The organism is Gordonia sp. G4, assembly GCF_057770005.1.
The window spans coordinates 3,435,805-3,457,466 of record NZ_CM173442.1; the positions used below are offsets into that span (position 1 = coordinate 3,435,805).

Below are 21,662 nucleotides of genomic sequence, written 5' to 3' on the forward strand. Positions count from 1 at the left end.
AACCGTTCCCCAGGCCGGACGGCCGTACGAACGCAGCGCGCCGACCGATCGGGTCGGCGGCGACGAGACCGGGGGCGATAAGGTCGGGACATGCCATTTCTGAACGATGCCGGGGACGTCGTCGAACTCCATCTCGGAACGCACGGGGAGGAGATCAGCGAGTCCAATCCGGAGAACCGCTTCCGGGTGGAATGGTTGGACGAGGTGGACCGGCTGCTGGACGAGATCGTGGCCGCCCCGTCACGTCCGCTCGTGATCACCGCCACCGGGAAGTTCTTCTCGAACGGACTGGACACCGACCACATCTTCACCGCCCCCGATCAGCTGCCCGGGTATCTCGACCGCGTCCATGCCCTGTATGCGAAGGTGCTCACGCTGCCGGTGCCCACGGTCAGCGCGATCAACGGACACGCGTTCGGTGCCGGCGCCATGCTCGCGTTGTGCACCGACCACGTGCTGATGCGCACCGAACGCGGATTCTGGTCGCTGCCCGAGGCCGCCCTCACCATGCCGTTCACCCGGGGGATGGCCACATTGCTGCGCACCCGCCTGACCGATCGCACCGCGACCGAGGCGATGTACACGAGTCGGCGATACGGCGCCGACGACGCGGTCGGCGCGGGGATCGTGGACGAGGCCGTCGACGCCGAGCACCTCACGGCACGGGCAGCCGAGCTCGCCGGCGCTCGCGCCGCGACCGTCGGTCCCAACCTCGCACTCATCAAACGCGGACTGCGCGCACCGCTGCTCGACGATCTCGCGCGTCCGACACCGCCCGGGGTCTTCTGATGTCGGCCGTGGGAGCGGGCTTCGCCGCGGCGGACGATCCGATCGACGCATGGCTCGCCGAGCACGGCACCGATCTCATCGCGTGGCGGCGCGAGATCCACGCGCACCCCGAGCTGTCCCGGCAGGAGGTGCGCACCACCGAGCTGGTGATGAGCGAACTGACCGCCGCCGGACTCGACCCGCGCCGACTCCCGTTGGGCACCGGCGTGGTGTGCGATCTGGGGCCCGTCGGTGAGCCCCGGATCGCACTGCGAGCGGACATGGATGCCCTGCCCGTCACCGAACACACCGGCCTGCCGTTCACCTCGGCTGTCGAGGGGGCATCGCATTCGTGCGGGCACGACGCGCACACGGCCATCCTGATCGGCGTCGCCAAACTCCTCGCCGCGGCCGAGCCGTTGCCCGTCGGCGTCCGCCTCATCTTCCAGGCCGCCGAAGAGGTCATGCCCGGCGGTGCCCTCGACGCCATCGACGCCGGGGTGACCAGCGGTCTCGGGCGCATCTTCGCGCTGCACTGCGATCCGCGCCTGCCGGTCGGCACGGTCGGTCTGCGGTCCGGCCCCCTGACCTCCGCGGCCGACCACATCGACTTGCAACTGCACTCCGCCGGCGGGCACACGTCGCGGCCGCATCTGACCGGAGACCTGATCTACGCGATGGGCACCGTGATCACCGGATTGCCCGGGGTGCTGTCACGACGCGTCGACCCGCGGTCGGGGACCGTGATGGTGTGGGGTGCCGCCAACGCCGGCAGCGCGGCCAACGCGATCCCGCAGGAAGGGCGCATGCGCGGGACGGTCCGCACCGGCGACCACGCCACCTGGGCCGAGCTCGAACCGCTCGTCCGCAGCGTCGTCGGCGAACTGCTCGCACCGCTCGGCGTCCGCTATGACCTCTCGTACTTCCGCGGGGTGCCACCGGTCGTCAACGACGAGATCGCGGTCGCGATGTTCGAGCGATCGGTCGCCGCGATCGGACCCAACGCCGTCGCGGACACACCGCAGTCGCCGGGTGGTGAGGACTTCTCCTGGTATCTCGAACACGTGCCGGGGGCGATGGCCCGCCTGGGCGTGTGGGACGGATTCGGTCCGCAGGTCGACCTGCACGCGCCGAACTTCGATCTCGACGAACGTGCCCTCGCGATCGGCGTCCGCGCACTCGCCGGGATAGTGCTGAACGCGACGAGCGCGGCAGGCTAGCGAGCCGAGGCTCGCCGGGGTGGCGTCGGCTATTCCGCGGGACCCGGGCCGGGCCCGACGTTCCGCGACTCGCGCAACCGCAGGTCCTGCACGTACTCCGCGGGTGCACCCGCGATCTCGGCCGCCTCGGCCATGACCCCGAGGTAGCGCGCCGACGGGAGCCCGCCCTCGAAGGCGTCGAGGACATACAGCCAGGCGAGGACCGGGCCGTCCGCGGTGTCGACGCGAGCCCGGATCTTGCGGTGGATGCCGAGTTCGGAACCCTCCCACCGATCGAGGAGGTCCTCGTCCTCGGTGGTGACGTCGTACAGCACCACGAACACCCGGGCGTCGGGGTCGTCGCGGTCCTCGGTGACCGTGGCCAGTGACCCCTCCCAGCCGATGTCGCCGCCGCCGAAGGTCAGACGCCAGCCACGAAGCCATCCGGTGCCCGACATCGGCGAGTGCGGAGCGCGCTCGGCCATCTGGTCGGGATGCATGTTGGATCCGTAGGCGGCATAGATGGGCACGGATGGAGCCTAGATGGTCGTCGCCGAGTCCGGAAGGCGACACCGACGCCCGTCGCTCGGGTGTGACCCGGGCCGCACGGGAGCCGAGCCGCGCTTCGAGTGATGTACGGCACGCCGTCGGCGCCGGTGTGCGACCACGTTCACAACGTCACCCGCGCACGACTAGTTTGGTAGGCGGCGCGAACGGGGTCGACCCTCTCGCCCGACCGAGGTTGCATCACCCCCGCGACCTCCACCGACCCGTCGGACATCAGCCGGTCCGACCCGAGAAATCCAGCAGCGAGCAGTTCGTTCAGCTACAACACGCAGCCGGGCGCAGCATCCCCACGAAGGACGCCGCGACGAACCGGCATGGGAACAGGAGTGACAGTGACCAGGATCGTCATCATCGGCGGTGGACCTGCGGGTTACGAGGCGGCGCTCGCGGCGGCCGCCTACGGCGCCGACATCACGGTGATCGATTCGGACGGGATCGGCGGTGCCTGTGTGCTGTGGGACTGCGTGCCGTCCAAGACCTTCATCGCGTCCACCGGCATCCGCACCGAGGTCCGGCGCGCTGTCGACCTGGGTATCAACATCAAGACCGACGACACGTCGGTCACGCTCCCGCAGATTCACCAGCGGGTCCGCGATCTGGCATTCGCCCAGTCCGCGGACATCCGCTCCCGGCTGATCAGCGAAGGCGTCAAACTCGTCGCCGGTAGCGCGATGCTCGACGAGCGGCAGGTGGGCGTGTCGACCCACAGCGTCGTCGCGACCCTCGCCGACGGAACCACCGAACGCTACGACGGCGATGTGGTGTTGCTGGCGACGGGCGCCTCGCCCCGCGTCCTGCCCGATGCCCGCCCCGACGGGGAGCGCATCCTCACCTGGCGTCAGCTATACGACCTCGAGCAACTCCCCGAACACCTCATCGTCATCGGTTCCGGCGTCACCGGCGCCGAGTTCGTCCACGCCTATACCGAACTGGGCGTCAAGGTGACGCTGGTGTCGAGCCGCGACCGTGTGCTCCCGCACGAGGACGAGGACGCCGCGCTGGTGCTCGAGGACGCGCTGGCCGAGCGCGGCGTCGAACTCGTGAAACACGCCCGCGCCGACAAGGTCGAGCGCCACGGTGACTCGGTCACCGCGCATCTGGCCGACGGCTCGACAGTCACCGGCAGTCACGTGCTGATGACCGTCGGTTCGGTCCCGAACACCACGGACCTGGGCCTCGATCGCGCCGGCGTGACCGTCGGCAAGGGTGGATACATCGAGGTCGACCGGGTGTCGCGTACGTCGGTCGCCGGTATCTATGCGGCCGGCGACTGCACCGGGCTGTTCCCGCTGGCATCGGTCGCGGCCATGCAGGGCCGCATCGCCATGTATCACGCGCTGGGCGAGGGAGTGAGCCCGATCAAGCTGAAAACCGTTGCCTCCGCGATCTTCACACGTCCGGAGATCGCGACGGTGGGGGTGTCGCAGAACGCGATCGACACCGGTGAGTACCCGGCCCGCACCGTGATGTTGCCACTGGCCACCAACCCGCGCGCCAAGATGAGCGGCCTGCGCCGCGGGTTCGTGAAGATCTTCTGCCGGCCGGCCACGGGCGTGGTCATCGGCGGAGTCGTGGTGGCACCGAACGCCTCCGAGCTGATCCTGCCCATCGCCCTCGCGGTGCAGAACAAGCTCACCGTCGGCGACCTCGCCCAGACCTTCTCGGTGTACCCGTCGCTGACCGGGTCGATCACCGAGGCGGCGCGCCAGCTGGTCCGCCACGACGACCTGGACTGAGACAGAGCCCGCCGCTGTGCACAGGCGGTGCCGGTGTTCACCGCGGCAGGCGATGCCACGGTAGGGTCGGACGAATTCGTTCGTCCCGGCCAGCGACCAAGGGGGTGTCGTGACCTCGCCGGAGAAGTCCTACAACACCTACGGCAGCCGCAACGAGCGCATGTTCGGCGGCGACCGCACACAGTGGGCGGGCATGAGCATCGACGAGATCCTCGATGTCCTGAGCACCATGGAACCGGGACGCGCGCGCGGTGACGTCGAGACGATCCTGAAGGCGATCGAGTCCGTCCGGCGGGCAGCCGAACGGATGCAGGCGATGTTCGGCGACGGCATGCTCGGGGTGGCCTCCGACGCGGCACTGGAAGCCGGCCGGTCGCTGTCCGCCGATCTGACGGCGACGTCGGACACCGCGAGCCGGATCGGTGACGCGCTGACGAGCGCGACGGGAATCCTCGGGTCGGCCCGCGGTCAGGAGGGGCGGCTGCGCGAGTTGCAGCAGCACATCCGAGACAATCCCGAGGACGCGCCTTCGGTGCGGCATGAGGCCGATCGCACCATGACGGGTGCCTACTCGTCACCGATGATCGGACTGCAGCACTCCCTCCCGCACGACCCGACCGGCGCCAACGGAGTCACCGCAGGCCTCCCGGGCGCGGCAACGGGTGGTGGCCCCGGAACCGGGGGCTCGGGGTCCGACGCCGCGCGGGGTCAGGCGGGTAACACCGTCGATGCCGGCGACTTCGGCCGCCCCGCACCGTCCGGCGTGCCGGCACCGGTCGGCGCCGTCGGCCCGCCTCCGGGTGGCGGAGGTCCGGGTCCGTCGTCGACGCCGTCGGGGTCGGGAGGTCCGCCCTCGGGTGCCTCGGGCCGCGGCAGCACCGACGGGTCCGACGGCCTGCTGCGCGGAGGCCGGGCCACACCAGAGTCGACGACCCGGGGTGCGGCGACACCGGGATCGCACGCCGCGGGCGCCGACGGCACCGCGGAGTCCGGGTCCCGCGCCGGAGCGTCGGGGAGTGGTGCCGGAGCCGGAGCGGATGTCCCGGCCTCGACGGCCGTCCCCGCCTTCCTGTCGCCCGGGGCGGTTGCGCCACCGCTGTCTGCCCTGCCGGCCACTCCGACGCCGGCAACCCCGACTGCCGGCACCCCGACACCGGCGTCTCCGGCCGGGCCGGTCGCCCAGCGCCCGGCGGGGATGCCGCCCGCCGGCGTACCGGGCGGTGGCAGGCGTCCCGGAGCCGAAGACGACCGTCACCGGGCCGCTCCGTACCTCCACAACCGGGAACACGGTGCGGAGATCGTCGGCGACATGCCGCTCGTCGGTCCGCCCGTCATCGGCGACTGGATTCGGCAGGCGTTCCCGGCAGCCGCCGATCCTCCGGCGGCCGATTCCCGGGAGACCTCGTCCCCGCGGTCCGCCCCGCCCGGCGACACTGATCCTGCGCGCGACAACGGCACTGCAGCGCAACCGCTTTCGGGCGACGACCGAACGTCCGCGGAGGGGCCGGTCCCGTCGAAACCGGAGCCGGCGTGATCGTCGAGAATGCCCATTCGCGACGGGTGGGGTCGTGCTGAGGCGGGTCGACCGGTTGCCCGGCGGCGTCGCCCGGCTGGTCGATGCGGTGCCCGACGAGGACCTCACCGCGTGTCTGCACCTGATCGTCGCCACCGTTATGGACGTGACGGCGGTGTCGACACCCGAGATCCGGGAGGTGATCGGTCACTGGCGCCGGCAGGGCGGTGCGACGATGGCCGGCGTCGCACGACTCCGGCTCGTCGCCGCCCAGCACGACTTCGACGCATTCGCGCACCAGCGTCGCGGCGACGTCGCCGCACAGCGCGACAGCTTCCGCCGTGCCCGTGCCGTCGACTGCGCCGTGGCAGCGATGTCGCCGTCGACCACCGGTGAGTCCCCACGCGACGCGCTCCGCGAATCGGCCTACGAGGCAGCCGCGGCACTCGGCGGAAGTGCCGGTGTGGTCGCCGTCCTCGCCGACCACGTGGTGTGAGGCGCGGCCGTCGGCCGCGGTTCGCGCCGGTTCAGGTCAGGCCGAAGCTGTGCTCGACCGCCCGGTTCCACCCCGCGTAGAGGCGGTCGCGTTCGGCTGCCTCCATCCCCGGCTCCCACCGCTTGTCCTCGGCCCAGTTGGCGCGGATCTCGTCCTCGCTCTCCCAGAAGCCCACCGCCAGGCCGGCCGCGTAGGCCGCCCCGAGCGCGGTCGTCTCGTTGACGACCGGGCGCACGACCGGGACATCCAGGATGTCGGCCTGGAACTGCATGAGCAGTTCGTTGACGACCATGCCGCCGTCGACCTTGAGTGTCGACAGTTCCACCCCGGAGTCGGCCTGCATCGCCTCGATGACCTCCCGGGTCTGAAAAGCGCTGGCCTCCAACGCTGCCCGCGCGATGTGACCTTTGTCGACGAAGCGGGTGAGACCCACGATGACGCCGCGGGCGTCGGGCCGCCAGCGCGGCGCGAAGAGTCCGGAGAACGCCGGCACGAAGTAGGCACCACCGTTGTCGTCGACCCCGGCGGCCAGTCCCTCGACGTCGGACGCCTGCGAGATCAGGCCGAGATTGTCGCGCAGCCACTGGATGAGCGAACCGGTCACCGCGATCGAACCCTCGAGTGCGTAACGCGCGGGCTGGTCGCCGATCCGGTAGCAGACGGTGGTGAGCAGCCCGTGCTCACTGAAGACCGGCTCGGTGCCGGTGTTGAGGAGCAGGAAGTTCCCGGTGCCATAGGTGTTCTTCGCCTCGCCGGGTTCCAGGCAGGCCTGGCCGAATGTCGCGGCCTGCTGGTCTCCGAGGATGCCCGACAGCGGTACGCCGGGGAGGGGGCCGTTGCCGCGGAGAGCGCCGAAATCGCCTGAGGAGCTCTTGATCTCGGGCAGCATGGCCATCGGGATGCCCATCTCGGCGCAGATCTCGGGGTCCCACTGCTGGGTCCGCAGATCCATGAGCATCGTGCGTGAGGCATTGGTGACGTCTGTGACGTGCCGGCCACCGTCCACGCCGCCGGTCATGTTCCATGCAATCCAGGAATCCATTGTGCCGAAACACAATTCCCCGTTCTCGGCGCGCTCGCGGAGGCCGTCGACGGAATCGAGGAGCCACCGGGCCTTCGGGCCGGCGAAGTAGGTCGACAGCGGCAGGCCGGTGCGATCGCGATAGCGGTCCATGCCGACGTCGCCGGCGAGTTCGGTGCACAGGTCGTCGGTCCGCGTGTCCTGCCAGACGATGGCGTTGTGCACCGGCTTGCCGGTGTCGCGCTCCCAGATCACGGTGGTCTCGCGCTGGTTGGTGAGGCCGCACGCGACGATGTCCTTGGCGGTCAGCTCGGCCGATGCGAGGGCAGCGGCCCCGACCCGGCGCGTGTTGCGCCAGATCTCGGCGGCATCGTGCTCCACCCAGCCCGCGCGCGGGAAGATCTGTTCGTGCTCGAGCTGTTCGACGCCGACGACGTGCCCTTTGTGGTCGAAGATCATCGCCCGGGTCGAGGTGGTGCCCTGGTCGATCGCCGCCACGTATTTGCCTGACCTACCCACGCCGGACAGTGTCGCACGCTGTCGGACCCACCGAGATCAATTAGGCTCGGCAACCATGAACACCGAGTTCAACCCGGACCGGCCGGCCGACATGGGGCCCCTCTACCGCGCCGAGGCGTGGCGGAGGTTCGGGGAGGAGCAGTTCGACGTAGTGGTCATCGGCGGAGGCGTGGTGGGCGTCGGCGCCGCACTCGACGCGGCCACCCGCGGCCTGCGGGTGGCGCTCGTGGAGGCGCGTGACATCGCCTCGGGTACCTCGAGCAGGTCGTCGAAGATGTTCCACGGTGGGCTCCGTTATCTCGAACAGCTCGAATTCGGGCTCGTCCGTGAGGCTCTGCGCGAACGTGAGTTGTCGCTGCGGTTCCTCGCGCCGCACCTGGTGAAGCCGCTGCCGTTCCTGTATCCGCTCACGCAACGTGTCTGGGAGCGGCCGTACGTCGGAGCCGGCATCTTCCTCTACGACCGGATGGGCGGCGCCAAGTCCGTTCCCGGACAACGTCACGTCACCCGGTCGGGCGCATTGCGCGCGGCGCCGGCCCTCAAGCGCAGCTCGCTGATCGGCGGAATACGTTACTACGACACGGTCGTCGACGATGCTCGGCACAGCCTCACGGTGGCCCGCACGGCGGCCAACTACGGTGCGGTCATCCGGACGTCGACCCAGGTGACCGGCTTCCTGCGCGAATCCGACCGGGTGCTCGGAGTCCGGGTGCGCGACACCGAGAACGGCGACGTCACGGAGATCCGCGCGCACTGCGTGATCAACGCCGCGGGGGTGTGGACCGACGAGGTACAGGCGCTGTCCAAGCAGCGCGGGCACTTCAAGGTTCGGGCGTCCAAGGGTGTGCACATCGTGGTGCCGCGCGACCGCATCGTCAGCGAGACGGCGATCATCCTGCGCACCGCCAACTCGGTGCTGTTCGTCATCCCCTGGGAGACGCACTGGATCATCGGTACCACCGACACCGACTGGAACCTCGACCTCGCGCATCCGGCCGCCACCCGCGCCGACATCGACTACATCCTCGAACGCGTCAACGAGGTCCTGGTCACCAAGCTCACCCACGACGACATCGAAGGCGTCTACGCCGGCCTGCGGCCGTTGCTCGCCGGCGAGGACGACGAGACCTCGAAGCTGTCCCGCGAGCACGCGGTCGCGACCGTCGCGCCCGGACTCGTGTCGATCGCGGGCGGGAAGTACACCACCTACCGGGTGATGGCCGCCGATGCCGTCGATGCGTGCGACGACTTCATCCCCACCCGCGTCGCGCCGTCGATCACCGAACGCGTCCCGCTGCTCGGTGCGGACGGCTACTTCGCGCTCATCAATCAGTGTGAGCACCTCGGGCGCCGATTCGGGTTGCACCCGTACCGGATTCGGCGTCTTCTCAACCGCTACGGGTCGCTTATCGACGACGTGCTCTACTACGCCGACGGGGACAAGAGCCTGCTGCAGCCGCTCGCCGCGGCGCCGCAGTATCTGCGTGTGGAGGTGGTCTACGCGGCGGTCGACGAGGCGGCGCTGCATCTGGAGGACGTTCTCGCCCGGCGGACCCGCATCGCGATCGAGTACTCCCATCGCGGGGTCGACTGCGCCGACGAGGTCGCCGACCTGCTCGCGCCGCTGCTCGGGTGGACCACCGAGCAGCGTGACTTCGAGGTGGCGACCTACATCGCGCGTGTCGAAGCCGAGGTGGCCTCGCAACAGCAACCCGACGACGACTCCGCCGACGCCTTGCGCGCCGCGGCCCCCGAGGCCCGGGCCGAGATTCTGGAGCCGGTGCCCGTTCCGCGGTGACGGTGGGGGCCGAGTCGGGACGTTGGCCTCTGTCCCGCCGCCCGTTCGTGGAGCACGATCGGGGTGGGGGAGAAGGAGACGGTCATGGTCGACGAAGCGGTTCGGGTGCTCACCACCGACGAGGCCTGGGATCTGTTGGGAGCCGCCGAGCTCGGCCGGATCGCGTTGAGCGTCGACGGTCAGCCCGACATCTTCCCGGTCAATTTCCATGCGACGCCGGACCGCGTCCTGCTGCGGACCGGTGAAGGCACGAAATTGTCGGAGCTGGCGGTGAATTCGCGGGTGGCGTTCGAGGCCGACGGGTACACCGACAGTGACGGGTGGAGCGTCGTCGCCAAGGGGACGGCGCGCATCCTGGTGTCCCTGCAGGAGATCGAGGCCGCCGACCAGCTGCCGTTGCGGCCGTGGATCGCGACGATGAAGTACAACTACGTGGAGATCACGGTGGACTCGATCACCGCACGCCGCTTCGAGTTCGGGCCCGAGCCCGAGCGTTACCCGGTGTAGACCGCGGACGTCGATCCGACGATCCCGGCCATCAGATCTGACACCGGGGGCACCAGTAGATGGATCGTTCGCCGCCGGTGGATTCGAGTTCGCCGCGCTTCACCGGCGTGGCGCAGCGTCGGCACAGCCGGCCCTGGCGTCCGTACACCCACATCCGGGCGTTGGGCGAGGTGTTACCCGTGGTGGTGCGTGCCGATCGCATCCGGTTGGCCCACAACAGGCGTCGGCTCAGGTCCACGACCGGCCCGAGGTCGACCTCGCGCACCGGTCGGGTCGGCAGGACCCGGCGGAGGAAGCAGATCTCGCTGCGAAAGACGTTGCCGATCCCGGCGATGAGGCGTTGGTCGAGCAACGCGGCACCGATGGTCTCATCCGGTTGCGAGGCGAGTCGCCGGATCGCCTCCTCGCGGTCGAAGTCGTCGGCGAGCAGGTCGGGACCGAGGTAGGCGAGCGCGGCGTCGGGGTCGGCGAGCAGTTCGAGCACACCCAGGTCGAAACCCACCGCCTCGTGGTCGGCGGTGCGCAGCACCGCGCGTGCCTGATAGGCCGGTCGCCGCCAGCGCTGCCCGCGAGGATGCACATGCCAGGCACCCTCCATCTTCAGGTGTGAGTGGATGCTCACGGTGTCACCGGTTCCGGGGCTGCTCTCGGCGATGTCGATGAGCAGGTGTTTGCCCACCGAGCGAACCGCCGACACCTCCCGGCCGGACAGATCGGCGGTCGCCAGTGACGGGATCCGGAAGTCCGTCGACTCGAGCACGCGGCCGGCGAGCCCGGCCCGCAGACGTGCCGCGGCGGCGAAGACGGTGTCGCCCTCAGGCATGGCCCCCCTCAGGCATGATCACCGAAGCGCAGGCGGATGCCGCGCGGTGTCGTCGAGAACCCGGCTTCGACGAGTACCTTGCCGAAGTCGGTGGCGCGCACGGGCTCGGAGTCGATGTGGTCGATCGTCAGGCGGGAGATCCGACCGCGCCGGACGAGCGCGACCAGCGCGCCGGCGGCCGACTCCAGCCGCGGGATCGAGTCGCTGAACGTGAGCAGCGTCTTGCCGCCGCGCTCGACGAAACTCACCAGTTCGCCGTCCACGAGCACCACCAGCGCTCCCGGTTTGCGGCCCGGGCGGTGGCCGGCGTCGGTGTCGCGGGACCGCGGCCACTCCAGCGCGGCCCCGAAGGGGTTGGCCGGATCCGTCGCGGCCAGCACCGTGGCCTCGCGGGGCGGTTTGCGATCGGGGAGTGCATGCCGGCGCAACTCGTCGACCGTGGCGGGCGAGGCGAACTGTGCTCCGCCGAGACCGTCGACGTAGTAGCCGCGACGGACGTGTCCGTTGTCCTCGAAGACGGTGAGCGCCTTGTACACCCGCGCGAAGCCCCCGGTGACCTCCTCGGCGACGACGCTCCCGCGCGTGATCACGCCGTACCGGGTGAGCAACTGGTCACACAGGCCCTGCGTGGCGATCGTCGGTTCGGTCGAGGGGTGGTCGAGAGCGAACCAGCGACCGCTCGCCGTCGGCGACACCGGCGGCGACGTGGAGTGCTCGGTCAGATACCGGGCCGACAGACGACCGGCGCGGAGCCGCGGTGCGCGCCCGCGTGCCCGATGAGCCGGGGCCGAGCGCGGTGCGGACGGGCTGCGCCGTGGCTGCAGGAGTGCCCGGACGGGCGCGAAGCTGTCGTTGCTGACCTGTCCGGCCCATACGAGGTCCCACAGCGCGCTCTCGATGTCGGCGGCCGGCGTGGCGGTGCCGGTGCTGATGTCGGCGGCGATCTGCGGGAATCGCAGTGCACCACCGGGTTCGAGAGCGGCCGTGACCGCGTCGTGCACCGGGGTCGTGTCGATCTCGTCGGCGTCGGGCAGCGTGAGCACCGCGACGTCCGCCGGATGCAGGGCCACCCAGCCGTCGGAGTTCCCGATCCGACCGTGGCCGGACCAGATCACCTCGCCGGCGCTGAGCAGTTCGTCGAGCATGGGCGGTGCATAGTCGGAGATCCGGGCGGGCAGGACCAGTGACTCCCACGCCGACGCCGGGAGCGGGAACCCCGCCAGCTGGTCGATCACCGTCGCCACCCCGTCTACTCCCCGCAGTTGCGTGCCCGGCGAGGCGTGCTGCCAGTCGGCGAGGAAACGGGCGAGTACGTCGGTGCCCACCGGTGCCACCTCGGCGCGGCTCGCGGCGAGCGAGCCTCGGCGGATCTGACCGAGCACGTCGGTGTGACACCACTGGCCCTCGCGGGGGGCGGTGTCGGCGCCGCTCTCCGGCAGGAAATCGCCTTCGACGACGCGTCGTTCCGCGGCGAGGCGGTTCAGGGTGTCGCGCACGACCCCGGTGGCGACACCCAGGGCCGCGGCGGCCTCCGGGACGGTGAACGGGCCGTGGGTGCGGGCGTAACGGCCGATCAGGTCCCCGACCGGATCGGGCACCGGTTCGAGGTAGGCCGCCGGGATGCCGAGCGGCGCCGGAACCCCCAGCGCGTCGCGGAGGCGGGCGGTGTCGTCGATCGCGGCCCACAGGGCGCGAGCGTTGTGGTTCACCGAGATGATCTGCCCGACGCGGTGCAGTTCGGTGAGCAGTTCGGGCGCGGGAGTCTCGCCGCGGTACCTGGCCGCGACCTCCTCGGTGGTGAGGGGCCCCAGCCACCGCAACAGGTCGACGACGTCCTCGGCGTCGCGGGCCTGGCGTTCGGGGGACAGGCGCTGGAGCCGGGCGATCACCTCGGCGATGACGGCCGGGTCGAGCAGTTCCCGCAGGTCGACGCGTCCGAGCAGTTGTGCGAGCAGGCTGGTGTCGAGGGAGAGTGCGGCCGCTCGGCGCTCGGCGAGCGGAGCGTCGTCGGCGTACATGAACGCCCCCACGTACCCGAAAAGCAGCGAGGCGGCGAAGGGAGACGGGCTCTGTGTCTCGGTCTCCACGACCCGGATCCGGCGCGTGCGGATGCGGGTCAGCAGATCGAGGAGCGCGGGGAGATCGTAGACGTCCTGCAGGCATTCGCGAACCGCCTCGAGCACGATCGGGAAATCGGGGAACTTCGATGCGACGGACAGCAGTTGCGCGCTGCGCTGCCGTTGTTGCCACAGCGGGGCGCGCCGCCCCGGATCCCGTCGGGGCAACAGCAGTGCGCGTGCGGCACATTCGCGGAACCGGGACGCGAACATCGACGAGTCGGCGAGCCCGTCGGTCACGAGTTGCTCGACCTCGTCCGGGTCGAGGAGGAACATGTCCGCTCCGGGTGGGGCGTCGTCGGTGTCGGGCATGCGCAGGATGATGCCGTCGTCGGAGGCCGTGGTCGCGCCTTCGATCCCCAGCGTCTCCAGCAGCCGCTGCGAGATGGCACTCGCCCATGGTGCGTGGACACGTAAACCGTAGGGGGAGTGCAGGATCACTCGCCAGTCGCCGAGCTCGTCGCGAAACCGTTCGACGACCAGCGTGCGGTCGGTGGGCAGGTGGCCGGTCGCCTCGCGCTGTTCGGCGATGAGTGTCGCGAGGTTGGTGCGGGCGTTCTCGGTCAGTCCCAGGCGATCCGCGTGGTCGTCGAGCTTCCCGGGATCGGCGATCGACTGGGTGAACGCGCCGATCGCGGCCCCGAGTTCGGCGGGTCGTCCTTTCGCGTCGCCGATCCAGAACGGCAACCGGCCCGGCTGACCGAACGCGGGCGAGACCAGGACGCGGTCGTGGGTGATGTCCTCGATTCGCCAGCTGGTCGCCCCCAGGGCGAACACATCGCCGACCCGCGACTCGTAGACCATCTCCTCGTCGAGTTCGCCCACGCGAGTGGCCTTCTCGCCGACCATGAACACGCCGAACAGGCCGCGGTCGGGGATCGAACCGCCCGAGGTGACCGCGAGGCGCTGGGCTCCGCGGCGGCCGGTGATGACTCCGGCGTCGCGGTCCCAGTTGACCCGGGGGCGCAGCTCAGCGAACTCGTCGGACGGGAAACGTCCCGCGATCAGGTCGAGGGTCGCGTCGAAGACGCCTCGGCCCAGTTCGCGGTAGGGCGCCGCTCGCCGCACCACGTCGTACCAGTGGTCCACCTCGAGGTCGTCGACCGCTGCGGCCGCGATGGTCTGCTGGGCGAGGATGTCGAGGGGGTTCTGGGGAACCTTGATCTCCTCGATCGCCCCGTCGAGCATCCGGCTGACGGTCACGGTGCAGTGCAGCAGGTCGGTGCGGTGCTTCGGGTAGAGGATGCCCTGGCTGATCTCGCCAACCTGGTGTCCCGCGCGACCGATCCGCTGCAGTCCGCTGGCGACCGACGGCGGCGACTCCACCTGGATCACGAGATCGACCGCGCCCATGTCGATACCGAGTTCGAGTGAGCTGGTGGCCACCACGCACGAGAGTCGTCCGGCCTTCAGGTCGTCCTCGATCTGGGCGCGCTGCTCCTTGCTGACCGAGCCGTGGTGTGCGCGGGCGAGCACCGGCTCCGCGCCGGAGCTCGCGCCGCTGCCCATCACGAACGCCGGGGCACCGCCGGCGACCGACGGATTGCCGGTCGGTTCGGCCGGTTCGCCGTGGCGTTCGGCGTGGATCTCGTTGAGCCGGGCGGTGAGTTTCTCGGCCAGCCGTCGCGAGTTGGCGAAGACGATCGTCGCCCGGTTGGCCTCGATCTGGTCGACGATCGAGGCCTCGACGTACGGCCACAGCGAACCGGCGGTCGGCGAGAACGCGTCGTCCAGCGCGGCGGGATCGGCATCGGACACCGGGGGCGGGATGTTGGCCATGTCCTCGACGGGGACGTCGACGCGCAGGTCGAACGTCTTGTCGGCTTTGGGTTTGACCACCTGACACGGCGCGGCGCCGGACAGGAACCCCGCCACCACCCCCGGCGGACGGACGGTCGCCGAGAGTCCGATCCGCTGGGCGGGCTTGTCCAACAGCTCGTCGAGGCGTTCCAGGGTCAGCGCGAGGTGAGTGCCGCGTTTGGTCGCGGCGACCGCGTGCACCTCGTCGACGATGATCGCCTCCACACCGGTGAGGCTCTCCCGCGCGGCCGAGGTGAGCATCAGGTACAGCGACTCCGGGGTCGTGATGAGGATGTCGGGTGGGGTCTTGACCAGGGCGCGCCGGTCGGCGGCCGAGGTGTCGCCCGAACGAACGCCCACGGTGATGTTCGGCTCCGGGAGATTGAGTTCCTGGGCGGCGCGGGTGATGCCGGTCAACGGCGCGCGGAGGTTGCGCTCGACGTCGACGGCCAGTGCCTTCAGTGGCGAGATGTAGACGACCTTGGTGCCCGCGGGACGGCTGTCGGGGTCGGCGGCGAGCCGGTCGAGGGCCCAGAGGAACGCCGCCAGGGTCTTGCCCGACCCGGTCGGCGCGATGACCAGGGTGTTCGCGCCGTCGGCGATGGAGGTCCAGGCGCCCTTCTGCGCGGCCGTGGGCGAGGTGAACGCGCCCGTGAACCATCGTCGGGTGGGGGCGGTGAAGCGGTCGAGCACCGAAGCGCGGGGCATCTCTCCACTATGTCGCACGCGTACGACAGGACGCGGTATACAGTCATCCCACGCCTGTACGGGGAATCCGGTGAGAGTCCGGAACGGTCGCGCCACTGTGAACGCTGCCCATCGACGCGGTCGACGTTTCGACGGTGACGGGGAGACGTGAGTCAGGATGCCGTGCCGGCGTGCATCATATCCACGGACTCTCCGACGCGAGATCGGCGAAAGGACCCACCATGACAGCTCCTCGTACCACCGCGGTTGCACAGGCCGCACCGGCCCGTGCCCTGGCCGTACCGAACCTCTCGGTCGCGAGCACCGCCCTCTGGCTGAGCCTGACCGTGCTGTTGGCCGGACTCGCCTACTACTTCCTCGGGTACGACCAGGGTGTCGTGTCCGTCTTCGGTTCCGACACCCACGTGCACGAGTTCGTGCACGACGCCCGTCACTTCCTCGGCTTCCCCTGCCACTGAGCCGGCCTCGCCGGCCACACCGACAGGAAGTCGAACTCAATATGGAAAAGAAGTTCATCGGCGCCGGCCTGCTCGCAGGTCTGATCGCAGGAATCGTCTCGTTCGTGTTCGCCCGGTTCTACCTCGAGCCGGTGGTCGGCAAGGCCGTCGACTACGAGGGCGCCCGATCGGAGGCTGAGGAGGCGCTGGCCCACGCTGCCGAGCCGGGCGGCCACACCCACGGTGAGGGCGGTGAGCTGTTCACACGCGCGATGCAGGAGAACCTCGGTGCCGGCGTCGGCAACGTCGTCTTCGCCCTGTGTATGGGTGCGTTCTTCGCGGTGGCGTTCACCGTGCTGTGGAGCTACCTCGGCAGCCGTCACCCGGCCACCGATCCGCGAGCGGTCGCCGGCGCGCTGGGCGGGATCGGTTTCGTGGCCGTGTTCGCCGTGCCGTTCTTCGCCTACCCGGCGAACCCGCCCGCCGTCGGCGACGACGAAACGATCGGCGAACGAACCGGGGCCTTTCTCACCATCACCGTCGCGTCGGTGATCCTCGCGATCGCGGCGGTCGTCCTCGCACTCTGGCTGCGCCCGCGGATCGGCGGATTGATCTCGGCGGTCGCCGGCACCGCGGCCTACCTGGTCGGGGTCGCGATCGTGCTCGCGTTCTCGCCGTCGTTCAGCGAGGTCCCCGAACCGGTCCGCAACGACGCCGGCCAGATCGTGTTCCCCGGTTTCCCCGGTGACGTGATCGGAGATTTCCGGGTGTACGCGATCGCCAACCAGGTGATCCTCTGGACGGTCCTCACCGTTGTCTTCGCCTTGCTTCTGGGGGCGATGGCGCGATCGCGGACCGCCGATCGCGCACCGGCGGTGTCCTCGCAGGGCTGAGGCGATCGGTCACATGGACATCATCACCGCCGGTCGCACCGGCCCGAATCGGTCGGTGCGATTCGGCGGTGATCCGGTCCTGGACGAGCGCGGCCGTTCATCCGTCCTGCGGCTCGCCGCGTCGGTGACCCGATCCGTCGACACCTGCGGGCCGGAGGTCTCGACCCGGGAGACCGCCGAGTTGCTCGGTTCGACACCAGACCTCGTCGTCGACGACGCGCTGCGGACCCTGGACGTCGGGACGTGGGCGGGCCGTACCCCGGAGGACATCGATCCGGCCGAACTCGGCGGGTGGTTCGCCGACCCGGGAGCACGGCCGCATGGGGGCGAGAGCGTCTCCGATTTCGTCGACCGCGTCCACGCCTGGCGCGCCGCGCAGACGCGCCACGGCGATCGGTGTGTGGTGGTGGCGATGCCGGTGGCGCAGGCGCTGCTGTGCACCGATGCGGGACGGTTCTTCGCGCACGAGGTGCGCCCGGCGACGCTGTACACCTGCGCCGACGTGTGAAAGGAACAGATTCGCGACCACGTACCTAGACATCGGCAGTGACTCCTGACACAGTTGGGGACGACGAAACTGAAACATGTTCGCCCCCGGGCGGACACCGGTCTGGGAGTGTGACGATGTTCGAGTGGTCCGATGAAGATCTGATGGTTCGGGACGCCCTGCGGGCGTTCATCGACAAGGAGATCCGGCCACATCTCGACGAGCTCGAGTCCGGCGTCCTGCCGCCCTATGACATCACGCGCAAACTGCTGTCGAGCTTCGGTGTCGACGCCATGGCCAAGGATGCGCTCGAGAAGGAACTCGAGGCGGAAGCCAAGGGGGAGAAGAAGTCCTCCGGCGACGGTGGCGGCATGGGTGGATCGATGTTCATGATGGTCAACATCGAGCTCGCGGGTGTGTGCCTCGGCCTCGTCGCATCTCTGGGCGTGAGCATGGGGCTCACCGCCTCGACGATCCGCGGCAAGGGCACGCTGGCCCAGAAGAAGCGCTGGCTGCCGGAACTGGTCACGATGGAGAAGGTCGGCGCCTGGGCGATCACCGAACCCGACTCAGGGTCGGATGCCCTCGGCGGCATGAAGACAACGGTTCGTCGTGACGGTGACGACTACATCCTCAACGGACAGAAGACGTTCATCACCAACGGCCCCTACGCCGACACCATCGTCGTGTTCGCCAAGCTCGACGACGGCAGCGGAATCCCGATGCGGGATCGCAAGGTCCTGTCGTTCGTCCTGGACAAGGGAATGCCGGGCCTGATCCAGGGCAAGCCGTTCAAGAAGATGGGCATGATGAGCTCGCCGACGGGCGAGTTGTTCTTCGACAACGTGCGCGTCGGCAAGGACCGTCTGCTCGGCGAGACGGAGGACACCGGTTCGGATTCGCGTGGATCCGAAGGCGCGAAGGCCGGTTTCACCGCGGAGCGCGTCGGCATCGCCGCGCTGTCGCTGGGCATCATCAACGAGGCACAACGGCTGTCGATCGACTACGCGAAGAACCGGAAGCTGTGGGGTCAGGAGATCGCCCAGTTCCAGCTCATCCAGCTCAAGCTCGCCGAGATGGAGGTCGCCCGGATCAACGTGCAGAACATGCTCTTCAGTGCCCTCGAACGCGGCAAGGCGGGTAAGCCGCTCAGCCTCTCCGAGGCATCGGCGATGAAGCTCTACTCGTCCAAGGCGGCCACCGATGTCGCGATGGAGGCGGTGCAGCTGTTCGGCGGCAACGGTTACATGGCCGAGTACCGGGTGGAGCAGCTCGCGCGAGATGCGAAGTCGCTCATGATCTATGCCGGCAGCAACGAGATCCAGGTGACGCATGTCGCCAAGGGGTTGCTGCGCGGCTGAGGCTCCGCCGCTCCAGCTGTGGTCAGGAGGCGCGGTGCGGATGCCACGCGAGGTACCACAGCTGGAGCCAGTCCAGTTGCGGTGGCGCGACCCGGGTCTCGGGGCGGTGCCGGGGAACGCGCACGCGGAGTGCGCCGGGTGTGATGGTGCAGCGCACCGGCGTCGTGAGCTGTAACGATTCGCCGTCGACCCCGACGGGGATGACGTCGGCGTCGGCGTCGACGGTCACCTCGGTGGCGGTCCGCTGGACCAGTCCACGGTCGTGCGTGCGGCGTAACAGACCGACTGCCTGCCGGGTGTCGGACACCGAGACGGTGACGACCCCGAGGAGTCCCTCGTCGATGCGGGTGCGGCGGCCGAGCCCGGCGACGTCGTTGGTGGCGTAGGGGCCGTTGCTGACCAGGATCGCCTGGGGATCGGAGACGGGCTCGTCACCGATGACGGCACGCAATCCGGACCTCGATCCTCTCCCGAGGAGGTCGGGGAGCATGCGTAACACCGTGCGCGTCTTGTCATCCCGGTACTGAGGGCTCTGCACGACCTCGGCGTAGATGCCGAACGAGGCGTTGTTGACAAAGGGGCGACCGTTGATGTGACAGAGGTCGACGCGGAACTCGACGCCGTCGCGCAGTGCGTCGAGGCACCGCGCCGGATCCTGGCGGTCGAGTCCGAGATCGAGGGCGAAATGGTTTCGTGTCCCGGCACTGACGACCAGGAAGGGCACCCCGGATTCGGCGGCCACTCCCGCGACGAGCGCCTGGGTGCCGTCGCCGCCGGCGACCCCGAGCAGGTCGGCCCCGCGGGCCACTGCGTCCCGGGCCAGTTGGGCCACGTCGATCTCGACGGGCCCGCTCAGCAGCGCGACTTCGGCGCCCAGGGACTCGGCTTTGCGCTGCAGGTCGAACCGGCCGACCTTCCCGCCGCCCGATCGGGGATTCATGATGATGAACGGATGGTGGACGTCCGGAGCCGGGTGTTCGGGCATGAGGGAGTCGACGCGGGACGGTCGTAGCGCTCGCCGGCCGCACCCGACCGCCGCGGCCGCCAGCAGTGCGGCGACGATCACGACCCACAGCTGACGCTCGCGGATGAGGAACACCGCGAGCACGGCCACCGGCAGCAGGGCGAGTGTGGCCGAGACCACGCGGACGACACCGCGGCTGATCAGGAACCAGTACGCTGCCGCGACGATGACGACGACGCAGGCGCCGCAGATCGCCAGGAGACCCAGCAGCTGGAGCAGTCCGGCGGCGGCCACCGGTAGCAGGATCGCCGCGACGGCCAGCGCCATGGCCGCGCGCGCCCACCACCGGCGCGTCGTGGGCGGTGCGCCTCGGCGGCAACCGATGCCTGGCTCATACGGTCTCGACGACCGACGTCGCCTCACCCGGTGGCGTCTCCTGATCCGGCGACTTCTGATCCGGCGACTTCCGATCGGGCGTCTCGTCATCCTCGACCCAGCTCTTCGCCGGCCTGATCACGAGTTCGAGGATCAGCAGGGCGAGGAGCCCGAAGACGGCGATGAGCAGGACCACCAGCCCGGTCGGATAGCTCCAGAACACCAGGAGCAGTGCGGCGATGCCGATGATCGCGCTGCGGAGCGCGATCCGTGCCCGGAACAGGCTCTCCTCGAAGGTGTTCGGCGGTCGCGTCCGACGCATCCGCTGCACCGAGTCGAGCCCTTGGGCGAATCCACGCCGAACCGCTGCGGCGGACGAGGACCCGCCCAACAGATAGGCCCCGACCGCGACCACGAGGCCGAGGACCGCCACGGCACGCAGGGCGAGACGTAACGGGTCGAGCACGGTGTCGATGATGGCGGTCGCGGCATCCGGAGCGAGGATGTCGGGAGGCATCGCGTCGAGGTACAGTCCTCGGCCGATCAGCAGTGCGATGGCCAACACGAGCATGGCGAGGACCAGCGAGAGGCCCGCAAGCGAGAAGGCGCGCATGCGCCGACCGCGGGGTGCGACCGCGACCGCGGCGAACGCCAGGGCGATCGTCAGCCAGGGCAACACGTCGGCGGCGGTGTCGAGTGCCGAGACGGCGCGTTGGGCGCGAACGAGTTCGGGCGAGCGGAAGAGGACGAACTGCTTGTCGACCGCGGGGATCTTCTCGGCGAAGGTGAAGCCGCGGTCGAGCAGGCGCGCCTTGACGTTCTCGATCACGGTGCCGAGCGAGATGCTCACCGTGCCGGAGTCGTCGACCGTCACCGACGACGGTCCGACGTCGCCGGTCACGACTGCGACCAGGGCGGTGTGAGCGGCCCGATTCGCCTGCAGCCACAGCGATTCGAACTCGTCACTCGCGACGAACGAGGACACGGTCTGCTGGACGAACCCGCGCGCCTGGCCGGCCAGCACCGGAGCGAGGCCCTCGACCGCACGATCGACGCGCGGCGCGTTCTGGGTGGCCGGCACGGCGTCGGTCAGTGTCGTCAACGCTGCGGCGGTGAGGCCCTCGACGTCGATGCGGGTGAAGATCTCGTCGGTGATCGTGTTCGAGATCTCCGCTTGGACTGCGGGATCGGAGGCGAGTGGGGCGACGGTGCTGATGTAGCGGTCCGTGTCGAGGATCTCGCCCCGGACGAAACGCGACGTCACGGAGGTGATCGCGAGGATCGCGACGAGGACGCACAGGACTCCGACGGCGAACCAGCGCCACCGGTGTCGCGACGCCGCAGCAGATGAGGACGAGGGCGGTTCGCCGCCGACGGTGTCGCGCAGCCGGGCGACTTCGGCTCGTAGACGTTCGAGTTCGGCGCGCTCGGAGTCGGTGATCCCGACACTCTGTTCGACGTTGTTTCCGTTGGTGTCCGTGGTCATGTCGACGCCGCCCTTCCGGCCGCTGGTCGTCTGGAGATCCGTGGTCGAGCGAGCACGCTCCACCGCCGAGGCCGCGCCTCGCCGGTG

The 21,662-nt window shown here is 69.7% G+C and carries 17 protein-coding genes and 1 riboswitch; of the genes, 11 read left to right on the top strand and 6 right to left on the bottom strand.

The genetic code is table 11. The annotated features are described in order from the left end of the window. Positions 1-90: 90 nt before the first annotated feature. Together AC3B5T_RS15415 and AC3B5T_RS15420 are read left to right on the top strand one after the other, a co-directional pair. Positions 91-789 carry an enoyl-CoA hydratase/isomerase family protein gene (locus tag AC3B5T_RS15415; RefSeq protein ID WP_055475105.1) on the top strand — a complete coding sequence of 233 codons (699 nt, stop codon included), beginning with the start codon at positions 91-93 and terminating at the stop codon, positions 787-789. Beyond that, positions 789-1,988 carry an amidohydrolase gene (locus tag AC3B5T_RS15420; RefSeq protein ID WP_010841923.1) on the top strand — a complete coding sequence of 400 codons (1,200 nt, stop codon included), beginning with the start codon at positions 789-791 and terminating at the stop codon, positions 1,986-1,988. Before AC3B5T_RS15415 ends, AC3B5T_RS15420 begins: the two co-directional genes overlap by 1 nt. 29 nt (positions 1,989-2,017) lie before the next feature. Here AC3B5T_RS15420 and AC3B5T_RS15425 read toward each other — a convergent pair whose 3' ends face one another. Then, the gene (locus AC3B5T_RS15425) at positions 2,018-2,497 is read right to left on the bottom strand and encodes a gamma-glutamylcyclotransferase family protein (protein WP_010841924.1); all 480 of its coding nucleotides are present in this window, start codon (positions 2,495-2,497) and stop codon (positions 2,018-2,020) included. Between the two features lie 369 nt (positions 2,498-2,866). Between AC3B5T_RS15425 and AC3B5T_RS15430 the strand changes: the two genes are divergently transcribed. From AC3B5T_RS15430 to AC3B5T_RS15440, 3 genes are all read left to right on the top strand, one after another. Further along, positions 2,867-4,270: an NAD(P)H-quinone dehydrogenase gene (locus AC3B5T_RS15430; protein ID WP_010841925.1), complete on the top strand. Its 1,404-nt coding sequence runs from the start codon at positions 2,867-2,869 to the stop codon at positions 4,268-4,270. Between the two features lie 109 nt (positions 4,271-4,379). Next, positions 4,380-5,804, top strand: coding sequence for a hypothetical protein (locus AC3B5T_RS15435; protein WP_055475104.1), 1,425 nt, complete (start codon positions 4,380-4,382; stop codon positions 5,802-5,804). A 34-nt stretch (positions 5,805-5,838) separates the two neighbouring features. Further along, the gene (locus AC3B5T_RS15440) at positions 5,839-6,279 is read left to right on the top strand and encodes a hypothetical protein (protein WP_055475103.1); all 441 of its coding nucleotides are present in this window, start codon (positions 5,839-5,841) and stop codon (positions 6,277-6,279) included. Between the two features lie 31 nt (positions 6,280-6,310). On the opposite strand, the gene glpK is transcribed toward AC3B5T_RS15440, so the two are convergent. After that, positions 6,311-7,798 (bottom strand): glycerol kinase GlpK, encoded by a 1,488-nt coding sequence (gene glpK, locus AC3B5T_RS15445; RefSeq protein ID WP_010841928.1) that lies wholly within the window; start codon positions 7,796-7,798, stop codon positions 6,311-6,313. A 76-nt stretch (positions 7,799-7,874) separates the two neighbouring features. Between glpK and glpD the strand changes: the two genes are divergently transcribed. Next, complete coding sequence (gene glpD, locus AC3B5T_RS15450; protein ID WP_010841929.1) at positions 7,875-9,617, top strand: glycerol-3-phosphate dehydrogenase; 1,743 nt, start codon at positions 7,875-7,877, stop codon at positions 9,615-9,617. Between the two features lie 84 nt (positions 9,618-9,701). Beyond that, positions 9,702-10,124 carry a pyridoxamine 5'-phosphate oxidase family protein gene (locus AC3B5T_RS15455; protein WP_014926241.1) on the top strand — a complete coding sequence of 141 codons (423 nt, stop codon included), beginning with the start codon at positions 9,702-9,704 and terminating at the stop codon, positions 10,122-10,124. Positions 10,125-10,155: 31 nt separating this feature from the next. Here AC3B5T_RS15455 and AC3B5T_RS15460 read toward each other — a convergent pair whose 3' ends face one another. Both AC3B5T_RS15460 and AC3B5T_RS15465 read right to left on the bottom strand, forming a co-directional pair. Next, positions 10,156-10,947 carry a DNA-formamidopyrimidine glycosylase family protein gene (locus AC3B5T_RS15460; RefSeq protein WP_010841931.1) on the bottom strand — a complete coding sequence of 264 codons (792 nt, stop codon included), beginning with the start codon at positions 10,945-10,947 and terminating at the stop codon, positions 10,156-10,158. A gap of 8 nt (positions 10,948-10,955) precedes the next feature. After that, positions 10,956-15,572 carry an ATP-dependent helicase gene (locus AC3B5T_RS15465; protein WP_055475102.1) on the bottom strand — a complete coding sequence of 1,539 codons (4,617 nt, stop codon included), beginning with the start codon at positions 15,570-15,572 and terminating at the stop codon, positions 10,956-10,958. A 16-nt stretch (positions 15,573-15,588) separates the two neighbouring features. Further along, positions 15,589-15,756: riboswitch (cobalamin riboswitch) on the top strand. 37 nt (positions 15,757-15,793) lie between these two features. Between AC3B5T_RS15465 and AC3B5T_RS15470 the strand changes: the two genes are divergently transcribed. From AC3B5T_RS15470 to AC3B5T_RS15485, 4 genes are all read left to right on the top strand, one after another. Further along, entirely contained in the window at positions 15,794-16,030 is a 237-nt protein-coding gene (locus AC3B5T_RS15470) for a CbtB domain-containing protein (protein ID WP_010841933.1), read from the top strand. A gap of 41 nt (positions 16,031-16,071) precedes the next feature. Next, positions 16,072-16,902: a CbtA family protein gene (locus AC3B5T_RS15475; RefSeq protein WP_055475101.1), complete on the top strand. Its 831-nt coding sequence runs from the start codon at positions 16,072-16,074 to the stop codon at positions 16,900-16,902. 13 nt (positions 16,903-16,915) lie between these two features. Continuing rightward, a complete protein-coding gene (locus AC3B5T_RS15480; RefSeq protein ID WP_055475100.1) occupies positions 16,916-17,410 on the top strand; it encodes a histidine phosphatase family protein in 495 nt (164 codons plus the stop codon). 116 nt (positions 17,411-17,526) lie between these two features. Beyond that, a complete protein-coding gene (locus AC3B5T_RS15485; protein WP_044507826.1) occupies positions 17,527-18,750 on the top strand; it encodes an acyl-CoA dehydrogenase family protein in 1,224 nt (407 codons plus the stop codon). Positions 18,751-18,772: 22 nt separating this feature from the next. Here AC3B5T_RS15485 and AC3B5T_RS15490 read toward each other — a convergent pair whose 3' ends face one another. After that, positions 18,773-20,041, bottom strand: a complete 1,269-nt coding sequence (locus AC3B5T_RS15490) for a diacylglycerol/lipid kinase family protein (RefSeq protein ID WP_488357692.1) — start codon at positions 20,039-20,041, stop codon at positions 18,773-18,775. 64 nt (positions 20,042-20,105) lie between these two features. Continuing rightward, positions 20,106-21,575, bottom strand: a complete 1,470-nt coding sequence (locus AC3B5T_RS15495) for a hypothetical protein (protein ID WP_051129778.1) — start codon at positions 21,573-21,575, stop codon at positions 20,106-20,108. Positions 21,576-21,662 lie beyond the last annotated feature (87 nt).